The following is a 20944-nucleotide window of genomic DNA, read 5'->3' as shown; positions in this document are numbered from 1 at the left end:
CGGGAGGCCGGGCCGCAGCCGACACGCGACCGCAGCCCGCCCCACCCCGAGCGGCGGTCAGCTGAAGATGATCATCGAGCCCTGGCCAAGGCTCCGGGTGGCCGCCGCATGCAACCCCAGCCACACATGCCGCTCCCGAGCGAACGGACTGTCGTCGTACGGAATCGGCCCCGCGGGCTCCTCCAGCGACGTCGGCCGCCCCGGCGGAGCCGGCGCCGCGGGCGGGTTCCCCGGGTCTATCCCGATCGCCGGAGCCACGAAGGCCAGCTCCCGCAGCAGCCCGTGCGCGGACCCCAGCGGCCCGCCCCCGGCCAACAGCTCCTCGTTCGCCAGCGGAGCCGCGAAGTCCACCGGCACGTACGCCCCCGCGTGGTCGTAGTGCCACACCAGGTGCGACTGCTGCGCCGTCGGCTCGAACATCTCCAGCAGCTGCTCGTAGTCCCCGCCCAGCTCGTCCACCGGCGTCACCGGCAGCCCGCAGATCTGGAGCAGGTACGCCCGCCGCAGGAAGTGCAGGGCGTCGTAGTCGAATCCGGCCACCGGAGCCACGTCCCCGCTCAGGCCCGGCATGTAAGCGAACACGGGCACCGACGGCAGACCCGCCTCGCCCAGCGCCTTGTCGTACGAGGCGATCTCTTCCGCGAACGGGTTGTCGGGGCTGTGGCACAGCACATCGACAAGGGGGACCAGCCACAGGTCACAGGCCACGCGGGCTCCGATCAGTCGTTGCCGCCGATCGGGCCAGCGTAGTGCGCCGGACACCCTCCGCGAAGGGGTGCGCAGAACCCGGTATACGGCGGGTGACGCCATGGCCCCGCGCGGCCACACCCGCCCCCGCCCCTACAGGCCGGCGGCCCAGTCCAGACCGTGCTGGTTGTACTCGTGCACGATGCGCCGTACCGCGTCCGCGTCCGCCAGCGTCACCGCGTCCACCAGGTCGTTGTGCCCGCACCACAGCGCCGCCCGCAGCTGCGGCTCGCGCTGGAGGTGGGGTACGGCGAAGACCCAGCACTGCACGCGGATGCGGTGCAGGAACTCGGATATGTAGGTGTTGCCGACCAGCCCGCTCAGCTCCCGCCAGAAGCGGAGGTCGTAGCCGATCAGCACTTCGAGCGAACCGCTCTCGGCGGCCCGCCGCGCCTCCTCGGCCCGGCGGCGCACCGACACCAGCATCTCGCCGGAGCCGGGGGCCGTGCCGCGCTCGGCGAGCCGGCGGAAGATCCCGTCCACGACGAGCGAGCGCGCCTCGACCATGCCGCGGAAGTCGTCCACGGTGAAGATCCGCACGCGGAAACCGCGGTGCTGGACCAGTTCCAGCAGCCCCTGCGCCGAGAGGTCCACGAGTGCCTCGCGGACCGGGGTCGCGGAGACCTCGTACTTCTCGGCGATCTGCTTGACGGTGAACTCGGTGCCCGGCGGCAGGCGTCCCGCGAGCACCTCGTCACGCAGCGCGTCCGCGATCTGCTGGCGAAGTGTGTTGCGGGTGACAGCGCCGCTGCCTGGCATAAGGGTCCGTCTCCTCTGTAGAGCTCCGGACACCTTAGGCCAGACAGCGAGGCCGAAACCGAACGGTTGGCGATCGTTATACGGATCTACCGACCGTTATGCGGACGGACAACCGGCCACCGGTGCTTTCGCCTGTTGGCCGCCGCCCCTAGCCGGCCGCGGTGTGCCGGTCGGCGACCGTCAGGGCCTCGTCCAGCAGGGCTAGGCCCTCCTTCGCCTCCGCCTCCGTGATCGTGCACGGCGGGACGACGTGCGTCCGGTTCATGTTGACGAAGGGCCACAGGCCGGAGGCCTTGCAGGCCGCGGCGAATTCGGCCATCGGCGCGTTGGCGGCGCCCGCCGCGTTGTACGGGACGAGCGGCTCGCGCGTCTCCTTGTCCCGTACGAGTTCCAGGGCCCAGAAGGTGCCCAGGCCCCGCACCTCCCCGACCGACGGATGCCGCTCGGCGATCTCGGCGAGCGCCGGGCCGATCACGTTCGCGCCGATGTGGGCGGCGTTCTCGACGATGCCCTCCTCCTCCATCGCGTTGATCGTCGCGACGGCGGCGGCGCAGGCCAGGGGGTGGCCGGAGTACGTCAGTCCGCCCGGGTAGGGGCGGGTGGCGAAGGTCTCGGCGATGGCGGCGGAGATGGCGACGCCGCCGAGCGGCACGTAACCGCTGTTCACGCCCTTGGCGAAGGTGATCAGGTCGGGGGTGACGCCCCAGTGGTCGGCGGCGAACCACGTGCCGGTGCGGCCGAAGCCCGACATGACCTCGTCCAGGATGAAGACGATGCCGTGGGCGTCGCAGAGCTCGCGTACGCCGGCGAGGTAGCCGGGCGGCGGGGTCATGATCCCGGCGGTGCCGGGCACGCTCTCCAGGATGATCGCCGCGATGGTCTGCGGCCCCTCGAAGGCGATCGTGTCCGCGAGGTGGGCGAGCGCGCGGGCGCACTCCTCGGCCTCGGTGGTCGCGTGGAAGGCGGAGCGGTAGAGGAACGGGCCCCAGAAGTGCACGACGCCGGCGGCGGCCGTGTCGGAGGGCCAGCGGCGCGGGTCGCCGGTGAGGTTGATCGCGGCGGCGGTGGCGCCGTGGTACGAGCGGTAGGTGGACAGCACCTTCTGCCGGCCGGTGTGCAGCCGGGCCATGCGGACGGCGTTCTCGATGGCCTCGGCGCCGCCGTTGGTGAAGAAGATCTTGTCCAGGTCGCCGGGGGTCCGCTCGGCGATGAGGCGTGCGGCCTCGGAGCGGACGTCGACGGCGAAGCCGGGCGCGAGGGTGCAGAGCCGGGCGGCCTGCTCCTGGACGGCGGCGACGACCTTGGGGTGCTGGTGGCCGATGTTGGTGTTGACCAGCTGGGAGGAGAAGTCGAGGAAGCGGTTCCCGTCGTAGTCCCAGAAGTACGAGCCCTCGGCGCCGGCGACGGCCAGCGGGTCGATCAGGGCCTGGGCGGACCACGAGTGGAAGACGTGAGCGCGGTCGGCGGCCTTGACGGTCGCGCCGGTGACATGAGGGGTCATGCGGTCACGCTAGAAGTGCGCAGGTGGGAAGGGATATCGGCGGACTGTATGGGCTGAGGGGGCCACTCTCGGCAGTCTGTCTGCGCTTCCGCGATTGACAGCACACTGTCGTCATGACAGCCTTCTGTCATATAGGGAGCGGTTCCCATCCATCCGGACGCCGGAGGCGATCACGATGAACGAGACCCCGCGCAAGCCCGTCCACCTCGCCGTCTACGACACGTACGCGGACTGGGAGACCGGCCACGCCACCGCCCACCTCGCACAGCGCGGCCACGAGATCCGTACGGTCGGCTTCGCCGCCGGGCAGCAGGTCACCACCATGGGCGGCGTCCGCATCGAGCCCGACCTGTCCCTCGCGGACCTGCGCCCCGAGGACTCCTCCCTCCTGATCCTGACCGGCGCCTCGCTCTGGGACACGAGCGACGACCTGGCGCCCTTCGCGGCCAAGGCGAAGGAGTTCCTGGCGGCGGGCGTCCCGGTCGCGGCGATCTGCGGAGCCACGTCCGGCCTGGCGCGGGCCGGCGTACTGGACGGCCGTACGCACACCAGCGCGGCCTCCTTCTACCTGGCCGAGCAGCCCGGCTACGCGGGAGCCGAGCACTACGTCGAGGCCGACGCGGTGACGGACGGCGACCTGATCACGGCCGGGCCGACGGAGCCGGTGGCCTTCGCCCGCGAGGTCTTCGCCCGCCTGGACGTCTACAAGCCGGACGTCCTGGACGCGTGGTACCGCCTGTTCCACGACTCGGACGCGAGCGCGTACCCGGTGCTGATGGCGGCTTCGGAGGCGGGCGATGCGTGAGGAGCCTTCGCTGCGGGACCGGCAGGACCTGCTGAGCCGTACCGCGCTCGGGGTCTTCCGGCTGAACGGCCAGTTCCTCTCCGTCTCGGAGGAGCTGGCCCGGCCGGCGGGGCTGACGGCCGCGTGGTGGCAGGTGCTGGGGGCGGTGCTGAAGGAGCCGCTGCCCGTCGCGGGCATCGCCCGGTCGATGGGGATCACCCGGCAGAGCGTCCAGCGCATCGCGGACCTGCTGGCCGCGAAGGGTCTGGCGGAGTACATCCCGAACCCGGCACACCGCCGGGCCAAACTCCTCCGCCCGACGGACGCGGGCCGCGCGGCGGTGGCCCGCATCGGCCCGGGCCACGCCTCCCTGGCCACCCGGCTCGCGGCGGAACTGGGCGACACCGCCTTCAAGGAAACGGTCCAAGCCCTGGAACGCCTGACCAAGGCCCTGGACACCCTCCAATCCCCGAACACCCCCGTCCCCTAGCCCCAACTCATTCCGTCCACCCCCAGCCGGGGGGCTGCCCTTCAGCGCTGCCGGCACGTCCAGCCCCGCCGGCGCTTGGGGCGCAGGGTCCGGGGCGGAGCCCCGATCCTTGAGCCGCACAAACCCACCTGGCCTGACCACAAACCAGCCTCGCCGGCGCTTGAGGCGCGGGGCGCGGGGCGCGGGGCGCGGGGCGCGGGGCGCGGGGCGCGGGGCGCGGGGCGCGGGGCGGAGCCCCGATCCTTGAGGCACGCGAACCCACCCAGCCGCACCACATCCAGCCCCGCCGGCGCTTGAGGCGCGGGGTCTGGGGCGGAGCCCCGATCCTTGAGCCGCACAAACCCACCTGGCCGGACCACAAACCAGCCCCGCCGGCGCTTGAGGCGCGGGGTCCGGGGCGGAGCCCCAGGAGCCAGGCGCAGCCGAACCCCGCCACCACCCCCGCGCGGAGCCCCCCGCAACCGACCCCCGCCCCAACCCCGTCCTCCCCCACGGAGCCACATCGGCCCGTCCAGGGGGGACCCGGCATGGAACAACTGCACCCAGACGACCCGCACCGCATCGGCCCCTACCGCCTGCTCTCCCGCCTCGGCGAAGGCGGCATGGGCCAGGTCTACCTCGCCCGCTCCGACCGCGGCCGCACCGTCGCCGTGAAGCTGATCCACCACGACCTCGCCACCCGCCAGGAATTCCGCACCCGCTTCCGCCAAGAGGTCGCCGCGGCCCGTCGCGTCGGCGGCGAATGGACGGCCCCCGTCCTCGAAGCCGACACCGAGGCCGACACCCCCTGGCTCGCCACCGGCTACGTCGCCGGGCCGAGCCTGCGCCAGGTCGTCGCCGGCGACTCCGGCCCGCTGCCGCTCCGTTCCGTACGGATCCTGGCCGCGGGCCTCGCGTACGCCCTCCAGGACATCCACCGCGCCGGCCTCATCCACCGCGACCTGAAGCCCTCGAACGTCCTGATCACCCTCGACGGCCCCCGCGTCATCGACTTCGGCATCGCCCGCGCCCCGGCAAGCCCCCACTGCACCGAACCCGCCACGGAAACCGCCTCCGAAGCCGCCACCGCCGGCCTCACCCAGACCGGCCAACTCATCGGCTCCCCCGGCTTCATGGCCCCCGAGCAGATCCGCGGCGAGCCCGTCACCACCGCCTGCGACGTGTTCTGCCTCGGCGCGGTCCTCGCGTACGCGGCCACCGGCCGGCTGCCCTTCGGCGACGCGGAACAGCCCGGCGGCCTGCCCGCGCTCCTGCTCCGCATCACCGGCGCCGAGCCGGACCTGACCGGCGTACCCCCCGAGCTGCACGACCTCGTACGGGACTGCCTGCGCAGGAATCCCGCCGCGCGGCCGGGGCCCGCCGAGGTCCTGGCCCGGGTCGGCGCCGGTGACACCGTGGCCGACGGGAGGGCCCTGGAGCCCTGGCTTCCGGCCCCGTTGGTGGCGCAGCTTGGCCGGCACGCCGTACGCCTGCTGGACCGCGAGGACGCCGGCCCGGACCGCGCGGCACCCCCGCCCCGGACCCCGCCTCCGCCCCCTCCGTACCCCGCGTACGCCCCCACCGCATCGGGACCCCCGACCCGCCCCCGGGCCGGAGCCACAGCCCTCCTCCTCTCTGTGGCCGTGGCCGTGGCCGTCGCGGCCGTCGGCACCGTGTACGCGGTGATGAACGGCTCCGAAGACCTCCTCCCGCCCGGCGGCAGCCCCCGTACGCCCACCCGGTCGGCACAGGCACCGGCACCCGCACCCGCACCCGCACCCGTCACCGCCCCCGCGCGCCCCGCGCCCACCGCGCCCACCGCGCCCGGCGACCTCCCCGAGGCCTACCTCGGCACCTGGCAGGCCACCACCGGCGCCCAGACCTGGCGGCTCACCCTCACGCACGGCTCGGTCGGCGACCCCGTGATGTCACTCGGCGTCCAGGCCCCCGGCTTCGGCTGCACCTGGAAGGCATACCTCCGCAGCGCGACACCCGACCCCGTCGAACTCGACGCCTCCACCGTCACCTCCGGCACCCCGCCGACCTGCACCCCGGGCGCCTGGAGCCGACTCCGCCTGCTGCCCGACGGCACCCTCCAGCGGGAGCTCGCCGGCAGCGACGACCCGCCGCTCACCTACCGCAGACAGTGACCCGCACCGCTTTGTGTCGAAGTCAATAAGCCTGCAAACAAAACCTGTTACGCATCAGGCCCGCATCGGACACTGCCGAACATGGAGCCGTTGAACGTAGTGGCACAACTGTGGGAGCGGATCGAGGCACGCGACTGGGACGGCGTGGCCAAGCTCATCGCCGAGGACGCGGTCATCGAATGGCCGGTGAGCGGCGAACGCATCGTGGGGCGCGCCAACTTCATAGCCGTGAACACCGACGACGGCGACACGGACGAGAGGTCCGTGGAGGTGCTGCGCATCCTGGCGGACGGGAACCTCGTCGTCACCGAGGTGGAGATACCTCAGGACCACGTCGTCTACCGGGCCGTCTCCCTGTGGACGGTGCGGGACGGGGAGATCGTGAGCGCGCGGGAGTACTGGACCAGCCCCGGCCAGGACCCGGCGCCGCGCTGGCGCGCGGGCTACGTCGAACCGCTGGTTGCGGACTGACCCACCCCCGCACGGTCAGGGCTCCGGCAGCGCGTCCAGCTCCTCCCCGATGGCGGTCCGCAGACCGTCGTGGCGGCCGGTCAACGCGTACTGCTCGCCTCGCCAGAACTCCTCCGCGTAGAGCCAGACGGGCAGCCGGACCAGGTCGGCGGGCTCCCAGTCGTAGCGGGGCCAGATGTGGGCGTGGAGGTACGGGTCGGTGTTGCCGAGGATCTCGATGTTGACGCGGCGGAAGGCCGGGTCGAGCCGACGGCAGGCGCGCTCGACCGCCTCGGCGAGCCGCTCCAGGTCGGTGAGGTACGCGATCCTGCGCGCCCGCGGGAGGTCGGAGAGCCGGGTCACGGCGGAGTCGTCGGTGAGCAGGACGGAGTAGCCGGGCAGGAACTGCCGGTCCCCGATGGCGGCGAAACCCGCGTCGAGGCGGCGCAGGACGGTGGGGTTCTGGCCTCGATGCGCGCTGCCGATGCGGTCGTGGCGCCAGTCGATGTCAGTCATGACGGGATGTTAAGCGGCGGCCCCTGCCTGGTGGTTCGGCGGTGCATTGACTCTCAGGTATCCCCTGTCATACCTGAGAGCTACGCGGGAAGACGGCTCCGGAGCGTGACGCCGTCGAGGGGTCCCGATTTCTAACTTCGGTGGAAGAGAAGGGCGCTGACGGCTCTTCCCGACCGAAGGAAGAGCCGATGGCAACGGGGACGACGGGCGCGAGGGGCGCGAGGGGCACCACGGGGACGGCAGGGGCGGATGTCGCCGCGGCCGTTGGCGCGGCGGCAGGCGCGGGCGGGAGCGCCGGGTCGGGCGCGGGCTCGTCGGCCGGGGCCGCTCGGTCTGCGGGTCGGTCTGCCGGTCGGCTGCGCCGCACGCTGCTGGCCTCCCTGGTCGCCGCGGCCGTCGTGTTCCCCATGTCCGCCGCAGCCTCCCCCGGCGTCCCCGCCCCGGCGCCCGCCGTCTTCGCCGAGGGCGCCGCACCGCACGACCGGTACGCCGCCAACCTCGCCAACCTCGCCGAGGCGGCCCGGATGGCCGAGGACGCCGGGCGCACCGGCCGGGCCGCCAAGCTCCGCGCCATGGAGGCGGCCGGTGCGGCGCAGTTCCTCGCCTTCGACGGGCGCGGACGGGGCCGGGCCGTAGAGGTGTTCGGCGACCTGGAGACCGCCGACCGGGTCACCGTGCTGGTCCCCGGGTCGGACACGACGCTCGACACCTACCAGAGGTTCCGTGCCGGGGCCGTCTCCCTTCAGCAGCGCCTCCAGGCCGAGCATCCGCGCTCCGCCGTGGTCGCCTGGCTCGGGTACGACACCCCCGGCACGGTCAGCACGACCGTCCTGACCGCCGATCGCGCCGACGAGGCCGCCGCCGAACTGGGGCCCTTCCTCGACCGGTTGCGGGACATGGCGGGGCCCGGCAGCCGCCTCTCGCTCCTGTGCCACTCCTACGGTTCCGTGGTCTGCGCCCGGACCTCGACCGGCCCCGCCGTCGTCGACATGGTCCTCTTCGGCAGCCCGGGCACGGGGGCCGGGTCCGCGCGGGAGCTGCCGACGGCGGCCCGGGTCTGGGCGGGACGGGGCAACGGCGACTGGATCGGCAACGTCCCGCACGTCCGGCTCGGCGGAATCGGCTTCGGTACCGACCCCGTGGACCCCGCCTTCGGAGCGCGGGCCTTCGCCGCCGGCGCCGCCGGGCACAGCGACTACCTCAAGCCGGGCACCGAGTCCCTCGACAACCTGGCCGCCATCGTCCTCGGCACCACGCCCGCCCCGGAGGTCCCCCATGCGTAAGCTCCGCGCCCGCTGGGGCGTTCTGGCCGAGGCCGTGGACTCCGCGACCCCGCCCGACCGGGACCGCGCCGTGGACGCGCTGCGGGCCTTCGCAATCCTCGGAGTGGTGCTCGGCCACTGGCTGGTCACCGCCCTCACCACCGCCGACGGCGGCCTGAGCAACACCAGTCCGCTGGCCCATATGAGCAGGCTGGCTCCGGTGTCCTGGGTGTTCCAGACGCTGGCCGTCTTCTTCCTCGTCGGCGGGCATGTGGCTGCCCGCGGCTACGCCTCGGCCCGGGCCCGGGGGGACTCGTACCGCACCTGGGTCGGGCAGCGGCTGGGGCGGCTGTTCCGTCCGGTCGCCGCCGTACTCACGCTGTGGGCGGTGGCGGCGGGCGGGATGCTGATCGGCGGAGTGGAGCTGAGCACCGTCCAGACACTGGTCAAGCTGGTCCTGTCCCCTCTCTGGTTCCTCCTCGTCTTCGCCGTGCTGACCGCCGCGACCCCGCTGGTGGCCCGGCTGAGCCCGCTGTGGCCGCTGGCCGTGGTGGCGGGGGTCGACCTGTGGCGCTTCGGGCTCGACGGGCCCGAGTGGGCCGGCTGGATCAATGTGGCCGCCGGCTGGCTGGTCCCCTACACCCTGGGCGCCGCCTGGTCCCGGGGGGCGTTCGCCCGGCGCGGGCCTGCCGTCCTCCTGCTCGCCGCGGGAAGCACCGCGACCGCCGCGCTGATCCTCTGGGGCGGGTATCCGGCGTCCATGGTGGGTGTCCCGGGGGCCCCGATATCGAACCTGAACCCGCCGACGCTCGCGGCGGTCGCTTTCGGACTGGCCCAGTGCGGGCTGGCGCTGCTGGTGCGCGAGCCTCTGGCCCGGGCCATGCGGCGCCCGGCGGCCTGGGCGAAGGTGGCGCTGGTGAACCTCTCCGCCATGACGATCTTCCTCTGGCACCAGACCGCCATGATGGCAGTGACCGCCCTCGGGCTGCTGCTCCCGACGGACCTGCCCGGGCTGCACACCGTGCCCGACTCGGCGGAGTGGATAGCCGCCCGGCTGCTGTGGCTGCCGGTGTTCGCCGCCGCGCTGACGCTGTGCTGGGCCGCGTTCCGTACGTACGAACAGGGCCGGCGCCGCAAGCCGAGCACGCCCCGTCCCTCCCCCGTCCGCGCGTCGGGCACGGTTGCAGGCTCATCCGTCCGCGCGTCGGGCACCGCTGCGGGCTCCCCCGTACCGACCGGGCCCAGGGTCGTGCCCGCCCAGGAGATCACCCATGCCTAGTCTTGAGGACGTGAACGAGCAGAGCAGGTTCCCGGACGAGGTCCCCGCGAAGCGGAGCGAGATGCTGCGGGCCACGGCGCAGGACCTGCTCAACCCCATGCGGCTGGACCCCCTCCCCCGGATGTCGCGGCCGCGGTGGCTGGCCCGGCTGCCGCACGTCCTCGTCGCCTACGCCGCCGTCTTCTTCGGGTTCCTCACCACGGAACAGCTCGGCGACCACTACCACGTCACCGGCGGCACTCCGCTGGCGATCGCGCTCATGACCGGTGTGTCCATCGCGCTCGCGATGTTCCGCCCGATCGCCGGGTGGTGGCTCGGCCTGATCGCGGCGGGCCTCGGCGCCTGGACGATGTACGGCCACGTCGGTCACGGCCAGACCTGGCCCTGGACCCCCGGTGGCGTCGTCGGCTTCGCCCTTGTGATCCTCCTGGTCGCCCTGCGGGTACCGGCCCGGGTCACGATCGCGGTCATCGTCGTCCCCCTGGTCTGCACCGGCCTGGCCGAGGTGTCGTTCAAGCCGGAGCACAGCACGAGCACGGCCTTGGGCGGCCTGCTCCTGTTCGGCTTCGTGGGACTGCTCGGCTATGCGCTGCGCGCACTGCGGCTGGCCCGTGGCGAGTTGGTCGAGCAGGAGACGCTCACCGAGGAGGAGCGCGCCCGGCGCACTCTGCTGGAGGAACGCAGCCGGATCGCCCGCGAGCTGCACGACGTCGTCGCCCACCACATGTCGGTCATCTCCATTCAGGCCCAGGTCGCCCCGCACCTCGTGGAGAACCCGTCCGAGGAGCTCAAGGAGAACCTGGCGGGCATCCGGCAGAACGCACTGGAGGCCCTCACGGAGCTGCGGCGGGTGTTGGGCGTGCTGCGCTCCGAGCAGCCGGACGATCCCGTCGCCCTGCAGCATCCGCAGCCGACCCTCGCCGAGTTGGACGGCCTCGTGGACAACGTGCGGGGGGCCGGGCTGGAGGTCACCACCGAGATCGCGGGCGTCCGGCGGCCGCTGACCCCGGGCGTCGAACTCACCGCGTACCGGATCGTGCAGGAGGCGCTGAGCAACTGCCTGCGGCACGCGTCCGGTTCGCGCGTGGAGGTCGGCATCGCGTACGGGCCCCGCGATCTGCACCTGTGCATCGCCAACACGGCACCCACCCGGCCGGCGCCGCCCTCGCCCGGTGCGGGGCACGGGCTGCTGGGGATGCGGGAGCGGGCGGGCATGCTGGGGGGAGAGCTGGCCGCCGGTCCGCGCCCCGACGGCGGGTACGAGGTGTCCGCGGTCCTCCCGATGGATCCGCAGGACCAGCCCGGCAGATCCTCATTCGAGACGAAGAGAGAACGATGAGCACCCCGATCAAGGTGATGATCGCCGACGACCAGATGATGGTCCGGCAGGGCTTCACCGTCCTTCTCAACGCCCAGCCCGACATCGAGGTGGTCGGCCAGGCCGTGGACGGGGCGGACGCCGTGGCCAAGGTCGGGGAACTGGGGCCGGATGTGGTCCTGATGGACATCCGCATGCCCGGCATGGGCGGCATCGAGGCCACGTCCGTCATCACGAGCGACGCCGGCTCCACGGTGAAGGTGCTGGTGCTGACCACGTTCGACCTGGACGAGTACGTGTACGAGGCGCTGCGGGCCGGGGCCTCCGGGTTCCTGCTCAAGGACGCGTCGGCCGACCAGCTCGCGGAGGCGGTGCGGGTGGTGGCGGCCGGGGAGGCGCTGCTGTCGCCGAACATCACGAAGCGGCTGATCACGGAGTTCTCGCGGATGGGGGCGCCGCGCGCGCCGTCGCGGGCGCGGATCGACGAACTGACGGAGCGGGAGACCGAGGTGCTGACGCTGGTCGCCCAGGGCCTGTCCAATGCGGAGATCGCGCAGCACCTGACGGTGGCGGAGCAGACGGTGAAGACCCATGTGGGGCGGATCCTGGTGAAGCTGGGCCTGCGGGACCGGACGCAGGCGGCGGTGTTCGCGTACGAGACGGGGCTGGTCCGTCCGACGGGCTACTGATCTGACCCGGGTAGTACTTGAGAGGGAGGCTCGGAAATCCCCTTCGGCGGCGACGCGGACGAGGGGCGCGGGGACCTACGGTTCAGTTATGAGCGAGACGACCACCGGGGGGACAGCCCGGACACCTGAGTTCCGCATGGCATCGGGGTTGATCCAGACCCTACGCCAGGACCTCGTCACGGATGCCTTCGCGTACCGGCCGCTGCCGCTGCTGGAGAGGCCCGGGCGGTTCGTGCGGCGGCTCCCTGAGGCGATACGCCGGTACTTCCCGTGGACGCAGTACGCGGGCGTGGTGGCGGTGGCCCTCTTCGTCCTGCTGCTCACCGCTTCCTCGTCGTCGAGTTATTTCGGGGATGCCGGCGAGCTCCTCATGGGGCTGATAGCCGCGGCGCCGGTCCTGATGACGCTGGTCCGGCCGGTCGGTGCGTGGTGGGCGGCCGTCGCGATGTCGGTGGTGCTCGCCGTGTTCGGAGGCGGCTGGGACGGGCTGTGGGGGCCGGGCGCCTTCGTCGCGTACGTCGCGGTCATGGTCCTGGTCACGCTGCGGACCGGGCCCCGGGTCGCGGCCTGGATGTGGGCGCTGACGCTCGTGTTCGGCTTCGTCTTCTCGGCGGTGTTCCGGTACGGAAGCGGCCCGGACCTGCCGCAGATGGCGACGGTCTCGGCCTTCGCCCTGGCGATCGCGAGCAGCGTGCAGATACGCCGGCACGCGCGGGCCGAGGTGAGCGCGCAGCAGGAGGTCACGGCGGTCGAGCGGGACAAGCGGACGCTGCTGGAGGAGCGGACGACGATCGCCCGGGAGCTGCACGACGTGGTGGCCCACCACATGTCGGTGGTGGCGATCCAGGCGGAGGCCGCCCCGTACCGGGTGAAGAATCCGCCGCCGGAGCTGGAGGCGGCGTTCGTCACCATCCGGGAGAACGCGGTGGCGGCGCTGACGGAGCTGCGGCGGGTGCTGGGCGTGGTGCGCTCCGCGGACTACGAGGCTCCGGATGCCCCGCAGCCGACGCTGGCCTCGTTGGACGGGCTGCTGGCCAATGTGCGGGAGGCCGGGCTGAGTGTGGAGAAGACGGTCACGGGTGCGGTGCGGGAGCTGCCGCAGGGGGTGGAGCTGTCGGCGTACCGGATCATCCAGGAGGCCCTGAGCAATACGCTGCGGCACGCGCCGGGCGCGTCGGCGGCGGTGGAGGTCTCGTATGTGCTGGGCGGCCTGGGGATACGCGTGGTCAACGAGGCCGGGACCGGGGATGTGCGGCCCTCGCCGGGAGCCGGGCACGGGATCACCGGGATGCGGGAGCGCGTGGCCATGCTCGAAGGGGAGATGACGGCCGGCGAGACCGGGACGGGCGGGTATGAGGTGGCGGTGTTCATACCGGTGGCCGGCCGTCCGGAGCCGGGGCCGGTGCAGGAGGAGGGGGCGGTATGACGATCAGGGTGCTGATCGTCGACGACCAGATGATGGTGCGCGAGGGGTTCTCCGTCCTGCTGAACGCCATGGAAGGCATCGAGGTGGTGGGCGAGGCGGTCGACGGGCGGGAGGCCATCACGCAGGTGGCGGCGCTGCGGCCGGACGTGGTGCTGATGGACATCCGGATGCCGCAGATGAACGGGCTGGAGGCGACGCGGGAGATCGTGGCCGCCGACACGGACGCGAAGGTGCTGGTCCTGACGACCTTCGACCTCGACGAGTACGTGTACCAGGCGCTGCGGGCGGGAGCGTCCGGGTTCCTGCTCAAGGACGCGTCGGCCCGTCAGCTGGCGGACGGGGTACGGGTGGTGGCGGCCGGGGAGGCGCTGCTGGCGCCGTCGGTGACCAAGCGGCTGATCGCGGAGTTCTCGAAGCTCTCCGAGACGCCGAAGCTCGCGGACCCGGCGGGGTTGGGCGAGTTGACGGAGCGGGAGAAGGAGGTGCTGGTGCTGATCGCGCAGGGGTTGTCCAACGGGGAGATAGCCGGCCGGCTGATCGTCGCGGAGTCCACGATCAAGACCCATGTGAGCCGGATCCTCGTGAAGCTGGGCCTGCGGGACCGCACGCAGGCGGCGGTGTTCGCCTACGAGACCCGGCTGGTGACTCCTGCCTGATCGGCAAGAGACCGCCTAGGGTGCGGGGATGGGCTTTGATCCGTGGGATGCCGCGTTCGTCGCCGATCCGTATCCGGCGTACCGGGAGGTGCGGGAGCAGGGGCGGGCCGTGTGGTGCGAGGCCACCGGGCAGTGGCTGGTCGCGCATTACGCCGATGTGAGTGCGCTGTTGCGGGACCGGCGGCTGGGCAGGACCTATCTGCACCGGTTCTCGCACGAGGAGTTCGGGCGGGAGGCCCCGCCGCCGGAGCACGAACCCTTCCATGTGCTCAACGGGAACGGCCTCTTGGACCTGGAGGACCCCGCGCACGCCCGGGTGCGCAGGCTGGTGGCCAAGGCCTTCACCCCGCGGACGGTGGAGCGGCTCGTGCCCGCCGTGACGCGGCTGGCCGGGAAGCTGGTGGGGCGGCTGCTCGCCGACGGGGGCGGGGATCTGCTCACCACGGTCGCCGAGCCGCTGCCGGTGGCGGTGATCGCGGAGCTGCTGGGGGTGCCCGAGGCGGACCGAGGGCTGCTGCGGCCCTGGTCGGCGGACATCTGCGGGATGTTCGAGCTCCGGCCGGACGCGGAGACGGCGCAGCGCGCGGTGCGGGCGAGCGTGGAGTTCAGCGCCTACCTGCGGGGCCTGATCGCCGAGCGACGCACGCGGCCCGGCGAGGATTTGATCTCCGGTCTGATCGCAGCACACGATGAGGAGGGCAGGCTCAGCGAGCAGGAGATGATCTCCACCTGCGTGCTCCTGCTGAACGCCGGGCACGAGGCGACCGTCAATACGACGGTCAACGGGTGGTGGGCCCTGTTCCGCAATCCCGGGCAGCTCGACGGCCTCCGCGCGCATCCCGAAAAGTTGTCCACAGCTGTGGATGAACTGATGCGCTACGACACGCCCCTCCAGATGTTCGAGCGCTGGGTGCTCGACGACATCCGGATCGGGGACACCGTCATCCCCCGCGGAGCCGAGGTCGCACTGTTGTTCGGGTCGGCGAACCGGGATCCGGCTCGGTTCGCCGAGCCCGACGCGCTGGACCTCGTACGGGCCGACAATCCGCACCTGAGCTTCGGGGCCGGGATCCACTACTGCCTGGGGGCGCCGCTGGCGCGGCGGGAGCTGGAGGCTTCCTTCGGGGCCCTGCTGGCAGACTGGGTCCCGCCCCTGCGGCTCGTCGAGGAGCCGCAGTGGCGGGACGGGTATGTCATCCGGGGATTGCGGGAGTTGATCGTGGAGTTCTAGGCGACCATGTCCCGGCGGCGCAGGGCCGCCAGGCCGCTTGCCGTGAAGGCCGCCGCCAGGGCGGTCAGGGTGAGCAGCGGGGCCCAGGCCAGGGAGTCCGCGCCCGGGAGCTTGGGCAGGTGGGCGAAGGGCGAGAGGTCCAGGACCGCCTGCGGGAGGTTCAGCGCCGGGCCGATCCAGCCCAGGACCAGCGCGCCCCCCGCCACCGCCCAGGCGGCCGCCGCGAACCGGGGTGCCGCGCCGTGCAGGAGGGCGGCGAGCGCCCCGATCAGCCATACCGCGGGGAGCTGGGCGAGCGTGGCCCCGGCCGCGGTGCCCACATCCCGGCCGTGCCCGAGGCCCAGGCCGAGCCCCGCCAGCAGCAGGATCAGCGCCGAGCCGCCGAAGGCCACGGCCAGGTGGCCGCCGGCCCAGCGGAGCCGGCCGACGGCGTTCGCGAGGAGCGGTTCGGCGCGCTGCCCCGACTCCTCGCCGCTCAGCCGCAGTACCGCCGAGACGATGTACAGGGCGGCGACCATCCCGAACATCCCGGCCATCGTGGCGAGGAAGGCATCGGTGATCCCGCTCTGCCCGCCCATCCGCTCGATGATCTCGCGCGTCTTCTCGTTGTCGCCGACCAGCTCGGCGGCGCCGTCCGTCATCCCGCCGAAGACCACACCGGCCGCGAGGAATCCGAGGCTCCAGCCGATCAGGCCCGGCCGCTGCAGCCGCCACGCCAGCGCCCCGGCCGAGCAGAGCCGCCCCCGCGCCGGGCCCGGGCGGGCCGGCAGGAAGCTCATGCCCAGGTCGCGGCGGCCGGCCAGCACGTACGCCGCCGCCACCTGTCCGGCCGTGGCCGCCGCGAACAGGGCAAGCACCCACCAGCGTTCGGCCGCGAAGGCCCGTACGTGCTCCAGCCAGCCCAGCGGCGAGATCCAGGTCAGCGCCGAGGCGCCGTCCCGCGTGCCCGCGTCGCCCGCGGCGCGCAGGACGAAAGCCGCGCCGAGCAGTGCGCCCGTGAGCCCCTTGGCGAGCCGCGCGCCCTCCGTGAGCTGCGCCGCTATGGCGGCCAGAGCGGCGAACAGCATCCCGGTCGCCCCGATGGCGAGCCCGAGCGCCAGTGCGCCGCCGGCGCCCCGCCCGGCCAGCCCGGCCGTCACCAGCAGGACGACCGCCGCGTTGGCCACGAGGGCCGCGAGCAGCGCGGCCGTCAGCGGGGCCTGCCGCCCGACCATGGCGGCGGAGAGCAGCTCCTGACGCCCCGTCTCCTCTTCCTCGCGGGTGTGCCGCACCACAACGACCAGGCTCATGATTCCGGCGAGCACCCCGGCGAAGACCCCGCCGCGCCAGGCGGTCAGGGCACCGACCGAGTCCCCGAAGAGGGGGCCGTACAGGGCGCGCAGCGAGCCGTTGGTGCCCATCGTCCGGGCCAGATCGGCCCGTTCGGCGGCCGTCCCGTACACCGATTCGAGCGCGCCCGGCAGGCTCAGGACCAGCATCGCCACGACCAGGATCCAGACCGGCATCATCACGCGGTCGCGGCGCAGCGCGAGGCGCAGCAGGGCGCCCGTCCCCGCCAGCCGGTTCCCCGCCGGCCGCTTCCCCGCCGGTCGGTTCTTCACCGGTCGGTTCTTCATCGCGATGCCTCTTCCGTGTAGTGGCGGAGGAAGAGCTCCTCGAGGGTGGGCGGGGTCGAGGTCAGCGACCGCACGCCGGAGGCGGCGAGGGAGCACAGGACGGCGTCGAGCTTGTCGGTGTCGGCCTGGAGGCGGACCTTCAGCCCCCGCACGTCCACGTCGTGGACGCCGGGCAGGTGCGCGAGGCCGTTGGGCGGGCCGACGAGCTCGGCGGTGATCGACGTACGGGTGAGGTGGCGCAGGTCGGCGAGGCTGCCGGTCTCCACCGTGCGGCCCTTGCGGATGATGCTGACCCGGTCGCAGAGGGTCTCGACCTCGCTGAGGATGTGCGAGCTGAGCAGGATGGTGCGCCCGGCGGCGCGGGCCTCGGCCACGCAGGACTGGAAGACCTCCTCCATCAGCGGGTCGAGGCCGGAGGTGGGCTCGTCGAGGATGAGCAGTTCGGCATCGGAGGCGAAGGCGGCGACGAGGGCGACCTTCTGCCGGTTGCCCTTGGAGTACGTACGCCCCTTCTTGGTCGGGTCCAGTTCGAACCGCTCGATCAGCTCGGCGCGCCGGGCCCGGTCGAGGCCCCCGCGTCCTCCGCGCAGCCGCCCGTAGAGGTCGATGACCTCGCCGCCGGAGAGGTTGCGCCACAGGGTGACGTCGCCGGGTACGTAGGCGACCCGGCGGTGGAGGGACACGGCGTCGGCCCAGGGGTCGCCGCCGAGGAGTTCGGCGGTGCCGGAGTCGGCGCGCAGCAGGCCCAGCAGGACGCGGATGGTGGTGGACTTGCCGGCGCCGTTGGGGCCGAGAAATCCGTGCACCTCGCCGGTGGCGACCGAGAGGTCGAGTCCGTCCAGTGCGTGGGTGCGGCCGAACGACTTGTGGAGTCCGGCGACGCTGATTGCCTTCGTCATGTTTCCGAACGTACGCTAGCTTCACAAATTTGTGAAGCTAGGGAATCGCGTAAAGTTTGGGGGGTGGCGGACGAAATGGCGGTACCGGCGGTACGGAACGAGGAAGCGGTCTCCCGCTTCGTGGAGCGGTTCGCCGCGCAGCTGACCGAGGCGGGCATGCAGCGGATGGCCGCGCGGGTCTTCGCACAGCTGCTGGCGAGCGACGAGGGGGCGATGACCTCTGCGGAGCTGGGCGAGGCCCTGCAGATCAGCCCGGCGGCGGTGTCGGGGGCCGTGTCGTACCTGACGCAGGTCAATATGGTCAGCCGCGAGCGGGAGCCGGGGTCGCGGCGGGACCGGTACGTGCTGCACAACGAGCTCTGGTACGAGACCTTCACTCGGCGGGACCAGGTGCTGAGCCTGTGGGAGAAGACCTTGCGGGAGGGTGCGGCGGGGCTGGGCGCCGGTTCCCCTGCCGGGGCTCGGATCGCCGAGACGGCGGCGTTCTTCGAGTTCATGCAGGGTGAGCTGCTGGGGCTTCTTGACCGGTGGCGGGTCCACCGGGCGACGCTGGACCTCGGCTGACCGGCCGTAGGGCACCGGGCTTCGCCCTGGCCCCTGGGGCTCCGCCCCAGACCCCGCGCCTCAAACGCCGGCGGGGCTGGATTTGCCCGCCCGAGTTCCCACGTGCGGCTACAAGACCGGGGCTCCGCCCCGCACCCCGCGCCTCAAACGCCGGCGAGGCTGATTTCAGCCCGCCCGGCGTTTGAGCGCACGTACAGGGCCCCGCATCAGGGGTCGGCCGGGCCCGGTTGGTGGGGGAGGGTCAGGGTCCACGCGGACGGGTGGAGGGTCCAGGTGCGGCGGCGGACCGGGCCCGTCATGGCGGCGTCGGCGCGGTAGCGGAAGTCCGCTCCCGAGACCGTGATCGTTTTTGCCCGGGTCCGGACCGAGCCCGCACCCGTACGGACCATCACCTCCGCCAGGCCCCCGTCCTCGCGGGTGGCCACCAGCACGTCCTGGACCGGCCGGTCCAGGTCCGCCAGCAGCTCCCCGTCCGCCTCCACCCGCAAGCGGTGGCCGCCGGCGGCCGCGGCCGCCGGGCGGACCAGGGTGCGGACCAGCGAGCGGTACGCGCTCCAGACCGAGGGAACGGCCGGCCGCGACGCCGTGCGGGCCGGGGCGATCCGCAACCCGCCCAGGACCACCCCGTCGCTGTCGTCCACCAGCAGGTCGCACACCCGGACGCAGCCGTCCAGGACCGCCCGTGCCGCCGAGACGGGCGACAGGGGGACCCCCAGCGATCCGGCCAGCCCCAGGGACCCCGCAGGACCCACCGGCACCAGCGCCAAGGTGGCCTCCGCCAGCCCCCGCTCCCGGTGCAGGAGCCCCACGGCCCGCACCAGGGCCCGGTCGTCGCCCACGATCACCGGCCGCCGATGACCCCGGCGGGCGAGTGCCCGCGCAAATTCCTCCTGCGAATCCGGGAGGCAGATTTTCGCCGCAGCTCCCGCTGACAACACATCCTTCGCAATTCGCACGGACTCGCCGTCAAGACGGCGGGCGACCGGGTCGACGAGCACGAGCAGGCCGCCTACCGGCGCGCCCGCATGGCTCATGGTGGGCTCTGGAGCCGACACCTCGGTCCTTCCTCGGGTAGCATCTTTGTGCAAGAGGCCCTTGCGCTATTGCGCCAGGGCCTTCGTCTATTCCGGGGTACCGGTCCGACGGCTCAGCCTGCGGTGTACATCGTCGTACGCCCCCTGACCTTGGACATGCCCCATCCGGAAGAGGTGTACGCCTGTGCCCGCTCTTGTGCTGCTCGGAGCTCAGTGGGGTGACGAGGGCAAGGGAAAGGCCACCGACCTGCTCGGTGGATCCGTTGACTATGTAGTGCGCTATCAGGGTGGCAACAACGCCGGCCACACGGTCGTCGTAGGCGACCAGAAGTACGCGCTGCACCTTCTCCCTTCCGGCATCCTCTCCCCCGGATGCACCCCGGTCATCGGCAACGGTGTCGTCGTCGACCCGGCCGTCCTGCTCTCCGAGCTGCGCGGCCTCAACGAGCGCGGGATCGACACCTCCAAGCTGCTCATCAGCGGTAACGCGCACCTGATCACGCCGTACAACGTCACCCTCGACAAGGTCGGCGAGCGCTTCCTCGGCAAGCGCAAGATCGGTACGACCGGCCGCGGCATCGGTCCGACCTACGCGGACAAGATCAACCGCATCGGCATCCGCGTCCAGGACCTCTACGACGAGTCGATCCTCACCCAGAAGGTCGAAGCGGCGCTGGAGGGCAAGAACCAGCTCCTCGCGAAGCTCTACAACCGCCGCGCGATCGACGCCGCCGCGATCGTGGAGGAGATGCTCCAGTACGCGGACCAGATCAAGGGCTACGTCGCCGACACCACCCTGATCCTCAACAACGCGCTGGACGAGGACAAGGTCGTGCTCTTCGAGGGCGGCCAGGGCACCCTGCTCGACGTCGACCACGGCACGTACCCCTTCGTCACCTCCTCGAACCCGACCGCGGGCGGCGCCTGCACCGGTACGGGTGTCGGCCCGACGAAGATCAGCCGCGTCATCGGCATCCTGAAGGCCTACACCACGCGCGTGGGTGCCGGTCCGTTCCCGACCGAGCTGTTCGACAAGGACGGCGAGGACCTGCGCCGCATCGGTGGCGAGCGCGGTGTGACCACCGGCCGTGACCGCCGCTGCGGCTGGTTCGACGCGCCGATCGCGCGCTACGCCACCCGTGTGAACGGCCTGACGGACTTCTTCCTCACCAAGCTGGACGTGCTGACCGGCTGGGAGCAGATCCCGGTCTGCGTCGCGTACGAGATCGACGGCAAGCGCGTCGAGGAGCTCCCGTACTCGCAGACGGACTTCCACCACGCGAAGCCGATCTACGAATACCTCCCCGGCTGGTCCGAGGACATCACCAAGGCGAAGACCTTCGAGGACCTCCCGGCGAACGCCCGCGCGTACGTCAAGGCCCTTGAGGAGATGTCGGGCGCCCCGATCTCCGCGATCGGCGTCGGCCCGGGCCGCACCGAGACGATCGAGATCAACTCGTTCCTCTAAGCGGAACGTGCATGACCGACGGAGGGGGCGGGGGGGATGTCTCGGCACCCCCCCACCGAGGCACCGAGAGGTTGTCCGCCCGGGGCAGAGGCCAGGGGGGTGCGGGCTGGCGGGGGGCGTGGTGGA

At 72.5% G+C, this 20944-nt stretch carries 20 protein-coding genes; 13 read left to right on the top strand and 7 right to left on the bottom strand.

Annotated features, from left to right (window positions below; all coding sequences use genetic code 11):
- Positions 1-57 precede the first annotated feature (57 nt).
- From ACFWBN_RS03900 to ACFWBN_RS03890, 3 genes are all read right to left on the bottom strand, one after another.
- Positions 58-708, bottom strand: a complete 651-nt coding sequence (locus tag ACFWBN_RS03900) for a hypothetical protein (RefSeq protein WP_382637461.1) — start codon at positions 706-708, stop codon at positions 58-60.
- A gap of 132 nt (positions 709-840) precedes the next feature.
- Positions 841-1506 (bottom strand): GntR family transcriptional regulator, encoded by a 666-nt coding sequence (locus ACFWBN_RS03895; protein WP_385170082.1) that lies wholly within the window; start codon positions 1504-1506, stop codon positions 841-843.
- Positions 1507-1654: 148 nt separating this feature from the next.
- Positions 1655-3007, bottom strand: coding sequence for an aspartate aminotransferase family protein (locus ACFWBN_RS03890; protein ID WP_385170079.1), 1353 nt, complete (start codon positions 3005-3007; stop codon positions 1655-1657).
- Between the two features lie 175 nt (positions 3008-3182).
- On the opposite strand from ACFWBN_RS03890, the gene ACFWBN_RS03885 reads away from it, so the two are divergent.
- The 4 genes from ACFWBN_RS03885 to ACFWBN_RS03870 all read left to right on the top strand — a co-directional run bounded on the left by ACFWBN_RS03885 (position 3183) and on the right by ACFWBN_RS03870 (position 6881).
- Entirely contained in the window at positions 3183-3812 is a 630-nt protein-coding gene (locus tag ACFWBN_RS03885) for a DJ-1/PfpI family protein (protein ID WP_385170077.1), read from the top strand.
- A complete protein-coding gene (locus ACFWBN_RS03880) occupies positions 3805-4281 on the top strand; it encodes a MarR family winged helix-turn-helix transcriptional regulator (RefSeq protein WP_385170073.1) in 477 nt (158 codons plus the stop codon). The genes ACFWBN_RS03885 and ACFWBN_RS03880 overlap by 8 nt, the downstream gene beginning before the upstream one ends.
- Positions 4282-4808: 527 nt before the next feature.
- Positions 4809-6410: a serine/threonine-protein kinase gene (locus ACFWBN_RS03875; protein ID WP_385170070.1), complete on the top strand. Its 1602-nt coding sequence runs from the start codon at positions 4809-4811 to the stop codon at positions 6408-6410.
- Positions 6411-6491: 81 nt separating this feature from the next.
- Entirely contained in the window at positions 6492-6881 is a 390-nt protein-coding gene (locus tag ACFWBN_RS03870; protein ID WP_385170067.1) for a nuclear transport factor 2 family protein, read from the top strand.
- A gap of 15 nt (positions 6882-6896) precedes the next feature.
- Here ACFWBN_RS03870 and ACFWBN_RS03865 read toward each other — a convergent pair whose 3' ends face one another.
- Positions 6897-7376 (bottom strand): HIT family protein, encoded by a 480-nt coding sequence (locus tag ACFWBN_RS03865; protein WP_385170065.1) that lies wholly within the window; start codon positions 7374-7376, stop codon positions 6897-6899.
- A 407-nt stretch (positions 7377-7783) separates the two neighbouring features.
- On the opposite strand from ACFWBN_RS03865, the gene ACFWBN_RS03860 reads away from it, so the two are divergent.
- From ACFWBN_RS03860 to ACFWBN_RS03830, 7 genes are all read left to right on the top strand, one after another.
- Positions 7784-8659, top strand: a complete 876-nt coding sequence (locus tag ACFWBN_RS03860) for an alpha/beta hydrolase (protein WP_385170061.1) — start codon at positions 7784-7786, stop codon at positions 8657-8659.
- Positions 8652-9917 carry an acyltransferase gene (locus ACFWBN_RS03855; protein ID WP_385170058.1) on the top strand — a complete coding sequence of 422 codons (1266 nt, stop codon included), beginning with the start codon at positions 8652-8654 and terminating at the stop codon, positions 9915-9917. Before ACFWBN_RS03860 ends, ACFWBN_RS03855 begins: the two co-directional genes overlap by 8 nt.
- Positions 9910-11256, top strand: coding sequence for a histidine kinase (locus ACFWBN_RS03850; protein WP_385170055.1), 1347 nt, complete (start codon positions 9910-9912; stop codon positions 11254-11256). The genes ACFWBN_RS03855 and ACFWBN_RS03850 overlap by 8 nt, the downstream gene beginning before the upstream one ends.
- Positions 11253-11924: a response regulator gene (locus ACFWBN_RS03845; protein ID WP_385170052.1), complete on the top strand. Its 672-nt coding sequence runs from the start codon at positions 11253-11255 to the stop codon at positions 11922-11924. Before ACFWBN_RS03850 ends, ACFWBN_RS03845 begins: the two co-directional genes overlap by 4 nt.
- Positions 11925-12012: 88 nt before the next feature.
- The gene (locus tag ACFWBN_RS03840) at positions 12013-13350 is read left to right on the top strand and encodes a sensor histidine kinase (RefSeq protein ID WP_385170049.1); all 1338 of its coding nucleotides are present in this window, start codon (positions 12013-12015) and stop codon (positions 13348-13350) included.
- Positions 13347-14006 (top strand): response regulator, encoded by a 660-nt coding sequence (locus ACFWBN_RS03835; protein ID WP_385170046.1) that lies wholly within the window; start codon positions 13347-13349, stop codon positions 14004-14006. Before ACFWBN_RS03840 ends, ACFWBN_RS03835 begins: the two co-directional genes overlap by 4 nt.
- A 28-nt stretch (positions 14007-14034) precedes the next feature.
- Complete coding sequence (locus ACFWBN_RS03830) at positions 14035-15237, top strand: cytochrome P450 (RefSeq protein WP_385170043.1); 1203 nt, start codon at positions 14035-14037, stop codon at positions 15235-15237.
- On the opposite strand, the gene ACFWBN_RS03825 is transcribed toward ACFWBN_RS03830, so the two are convergent.
- The gene (locus ACFWBN_RS03825; RefSeq protein ID WP_385170040.1) at positions 15234-16853 is read right to left on the bottom strand and encodes an ABC transporter permease; all 1620 of its coding nucleotides are present in this window, start codon (positions 16851-16853) and stop codon (positions 15234-15236) included. The two genes, ACFWBN_RS03830 and ACFWBN_RS03825, sit on opposite strands and share 4 nt — an antisense overlap.
- Positions 16850-17752, bottom strand: a complete 903-nt coding sequence (locus ACFWBN_RS03820) for an ATP-binding cassette domain-containing protein (RefSeq protein ID WP_385170037.1) — start codon at positions 17750-17752, stop codon at positions 16850-16852. The genes ACFWBN_RS03825 and ACFWBN_RS03820 overlap by 4 nt, the downstream gene beginning before the upstream one ends.
- A 75-nt stretch (positions 17753-17827) precedes the next feature.
- On the opposite strand from ACFWBN_RS03820, the gene ACFWBN_RS03815 reads away from it, so the two are divergent.
- On the top strand, positions 17828-18316 hold the full coding sequence (locus tag ACFWBN_RS03815) for a GbsR/MarR family transcriptional regulator (protein WP_385170529.1): 489 nt from the start codon (positions 17828-17830) through the stop codon (positions 18314-18316).
- A 206-nt stretch (positions 18317-18522) separates the two neighbouring features.
- On the opposite strand, the gene ACFWBN_RS03810 is transcribed toward ACFWBN_RS03815, so the two are convergent.
- Complete coding sequence (locus ACFWBN_RS03810) at positions 18523-19350, bottom strand: diacylglycerol kinase (RefSeq protein ID WP_385170527.1); 828 nt, start codon at positions 19348-19350, stop codon at positions 18523-18525.
- A 184-nt stretch (positions 19351-19534) separates the two neighbouring features.
- Here ACFWBN_RS03810 and ACFWBN_RS03805 point away from each other — a divergent pair, with 184 nt between their 5' ends.
- Positions 19535-20818 carry an adenylosuccinate synthase gene (locus ACFWBN_RS03805; protein WP_385170035.1) on the top strand — a complete coding sequence of 428 codons (1284 nt, stop codon included), beginning with the start codon at positions 19535-19537 and terminating at the stop codon, positions 20816-20818.
- Positions 20819-20944 lie beyond the last annotated feature (126 nt).

The sequence above is a fragment of the Streptomyces sp. NPDC059989 genome (genome assembly GCF_042736975.1).
Classification (GTDB): domain Bacteria; phylum Actinomycetota; class Actinomycetes; order Streptomycetales; family Streptomycetaceae; genus Streptomyces.
The sequence above is the reverse complement of the archived record's forward strand: the minus strand, read 5'-3'. Positions and strand labels throughout refer to the sequence as shown.

Coding starts and splice junctions, on each gene's coding strand:
- ACFWBN_RS03850 (WP_385170055.1), top strand. CDS start 9,910: ATGCCTAGTCTTGAGGACGTGAACGAGCAGAGCAGGTTCCCGGACGAG.
- ACFWBN_RS03820 (WP_385170037.1), bottom strand. CDS start 17,752: ATGACGAAGGCAATCAGCGTCGCCGGACTCCACAAGTCGTTCGGCCGC.
- ACFWBN_RS03875 (WP_385170070.1), top strand. CDS start 4,809: ATGGAACAACTGCACCCAGACGACCCGCACCGCATCGGCCCCTACCGC.
- ACFWBN_RS03865 (WP_385170065.1), bottom strand. CDS start 7,376: ATGACTGACATCGACTGGCGCCACGACCGCATCGGCAGCGCGCATCGA.
- ACFWBN_RS03835 (WP_385170046.1), top strand. CDS start 13,347: ATGACGATCAGGGTGCTGATCGTCGACGACCAGATGATGGTGCGCGAG.
- ACFWBN_RS03855 (WP_385170058.1), top strand. CDS start 8,652: ATGCGTAAGCTCCGCGCCCGCTGGGGCGTTCTGGCCGAGGCCGTGGAC.
- ACFWBN_RS03825 (WP_385170040.1), bottom strand. CDS start 16,853: ATGAAGAACCGACCGGTGAAGAACCGACCGGCGGGGAAGCGGCCGGCG.
- ACFWBN_RS03860 (WP_385170061.1), top strand. CDS start 7,784: ATGTCCGCCGCAGCCTCCCCCGGCGTCCCCGCCCCGGCGCCCGCCGTC.
- ACFWBN_RS03895 (WP_385170082.1), bottom strand. CDS start 1,506: ATGCCAGGCAGCGGCGCTGTCACCCGCAACACACTTCGCCAGCAGATC.
- ACFWBN_RS03885 (WP_385170077.1), top strand. CDS start 3,183: ATGAACGAGACCCCGCGCAAGCCCGTCCACCTCGCCGTCTACGACACG.
- ACFWBN_RS03810 (WP_385170527.1), bottom strand. CDS start 19,350: ATGAGCCATGCGGGCGCGCCGGTAGGCGGCCTGCTCGTGCTCGTCGAC.
- ACFWBN_RS03845 (WP_385170052.1), top strand. CDS start 11,253: ATGAGCACCCCGATCAAGGTGATGATCGCCGACGACCAGATGATGGTC.
- ACFWBN_RS03840 (WP_385170049.1), top strand. CDS start 12,013: ATGAGCGAGACGACCACCGGGGGGACAGCCCGGACACCTGAGTTCCGC.
- ACFWBN_RS03890 (WP_385170079.1), bottom strand. CDS start 3,007: ATGACCCCTCATGTCACCGGCGCGACCGTCAAGGCCGCCGACCGCGCT.
- ACFWBN_RS03815 (WP_385170529.1), top strand. CDS start 17,828: ATGGCGGTACCGGCGGTACGGAACGAGGAAGCGGTCTCCCGCTTCGTG.
- ACFWBN_RS03880 (WP_385170073.1), top strand. CDS start 3,805: ATGCGTGAGGAGCCTTCGCTGCGGGACCGGCAGGACCTGCTGAGCCGT.
- ACFWBN_RS03870 (WP_385170067.1), top strand. CDS start 6,492: ATGGAGCCGTTGAACGTAGTGGCACAACTGTGGGAGCGGATCGAGGCA.
- ACFWBN_RS03830 (WP_385170043.1), top strand. CDS start 14,035: ATGGGCTTTGATCCGTGGGATGCCGCGTTCGTCGCCGATCCGTATCCG.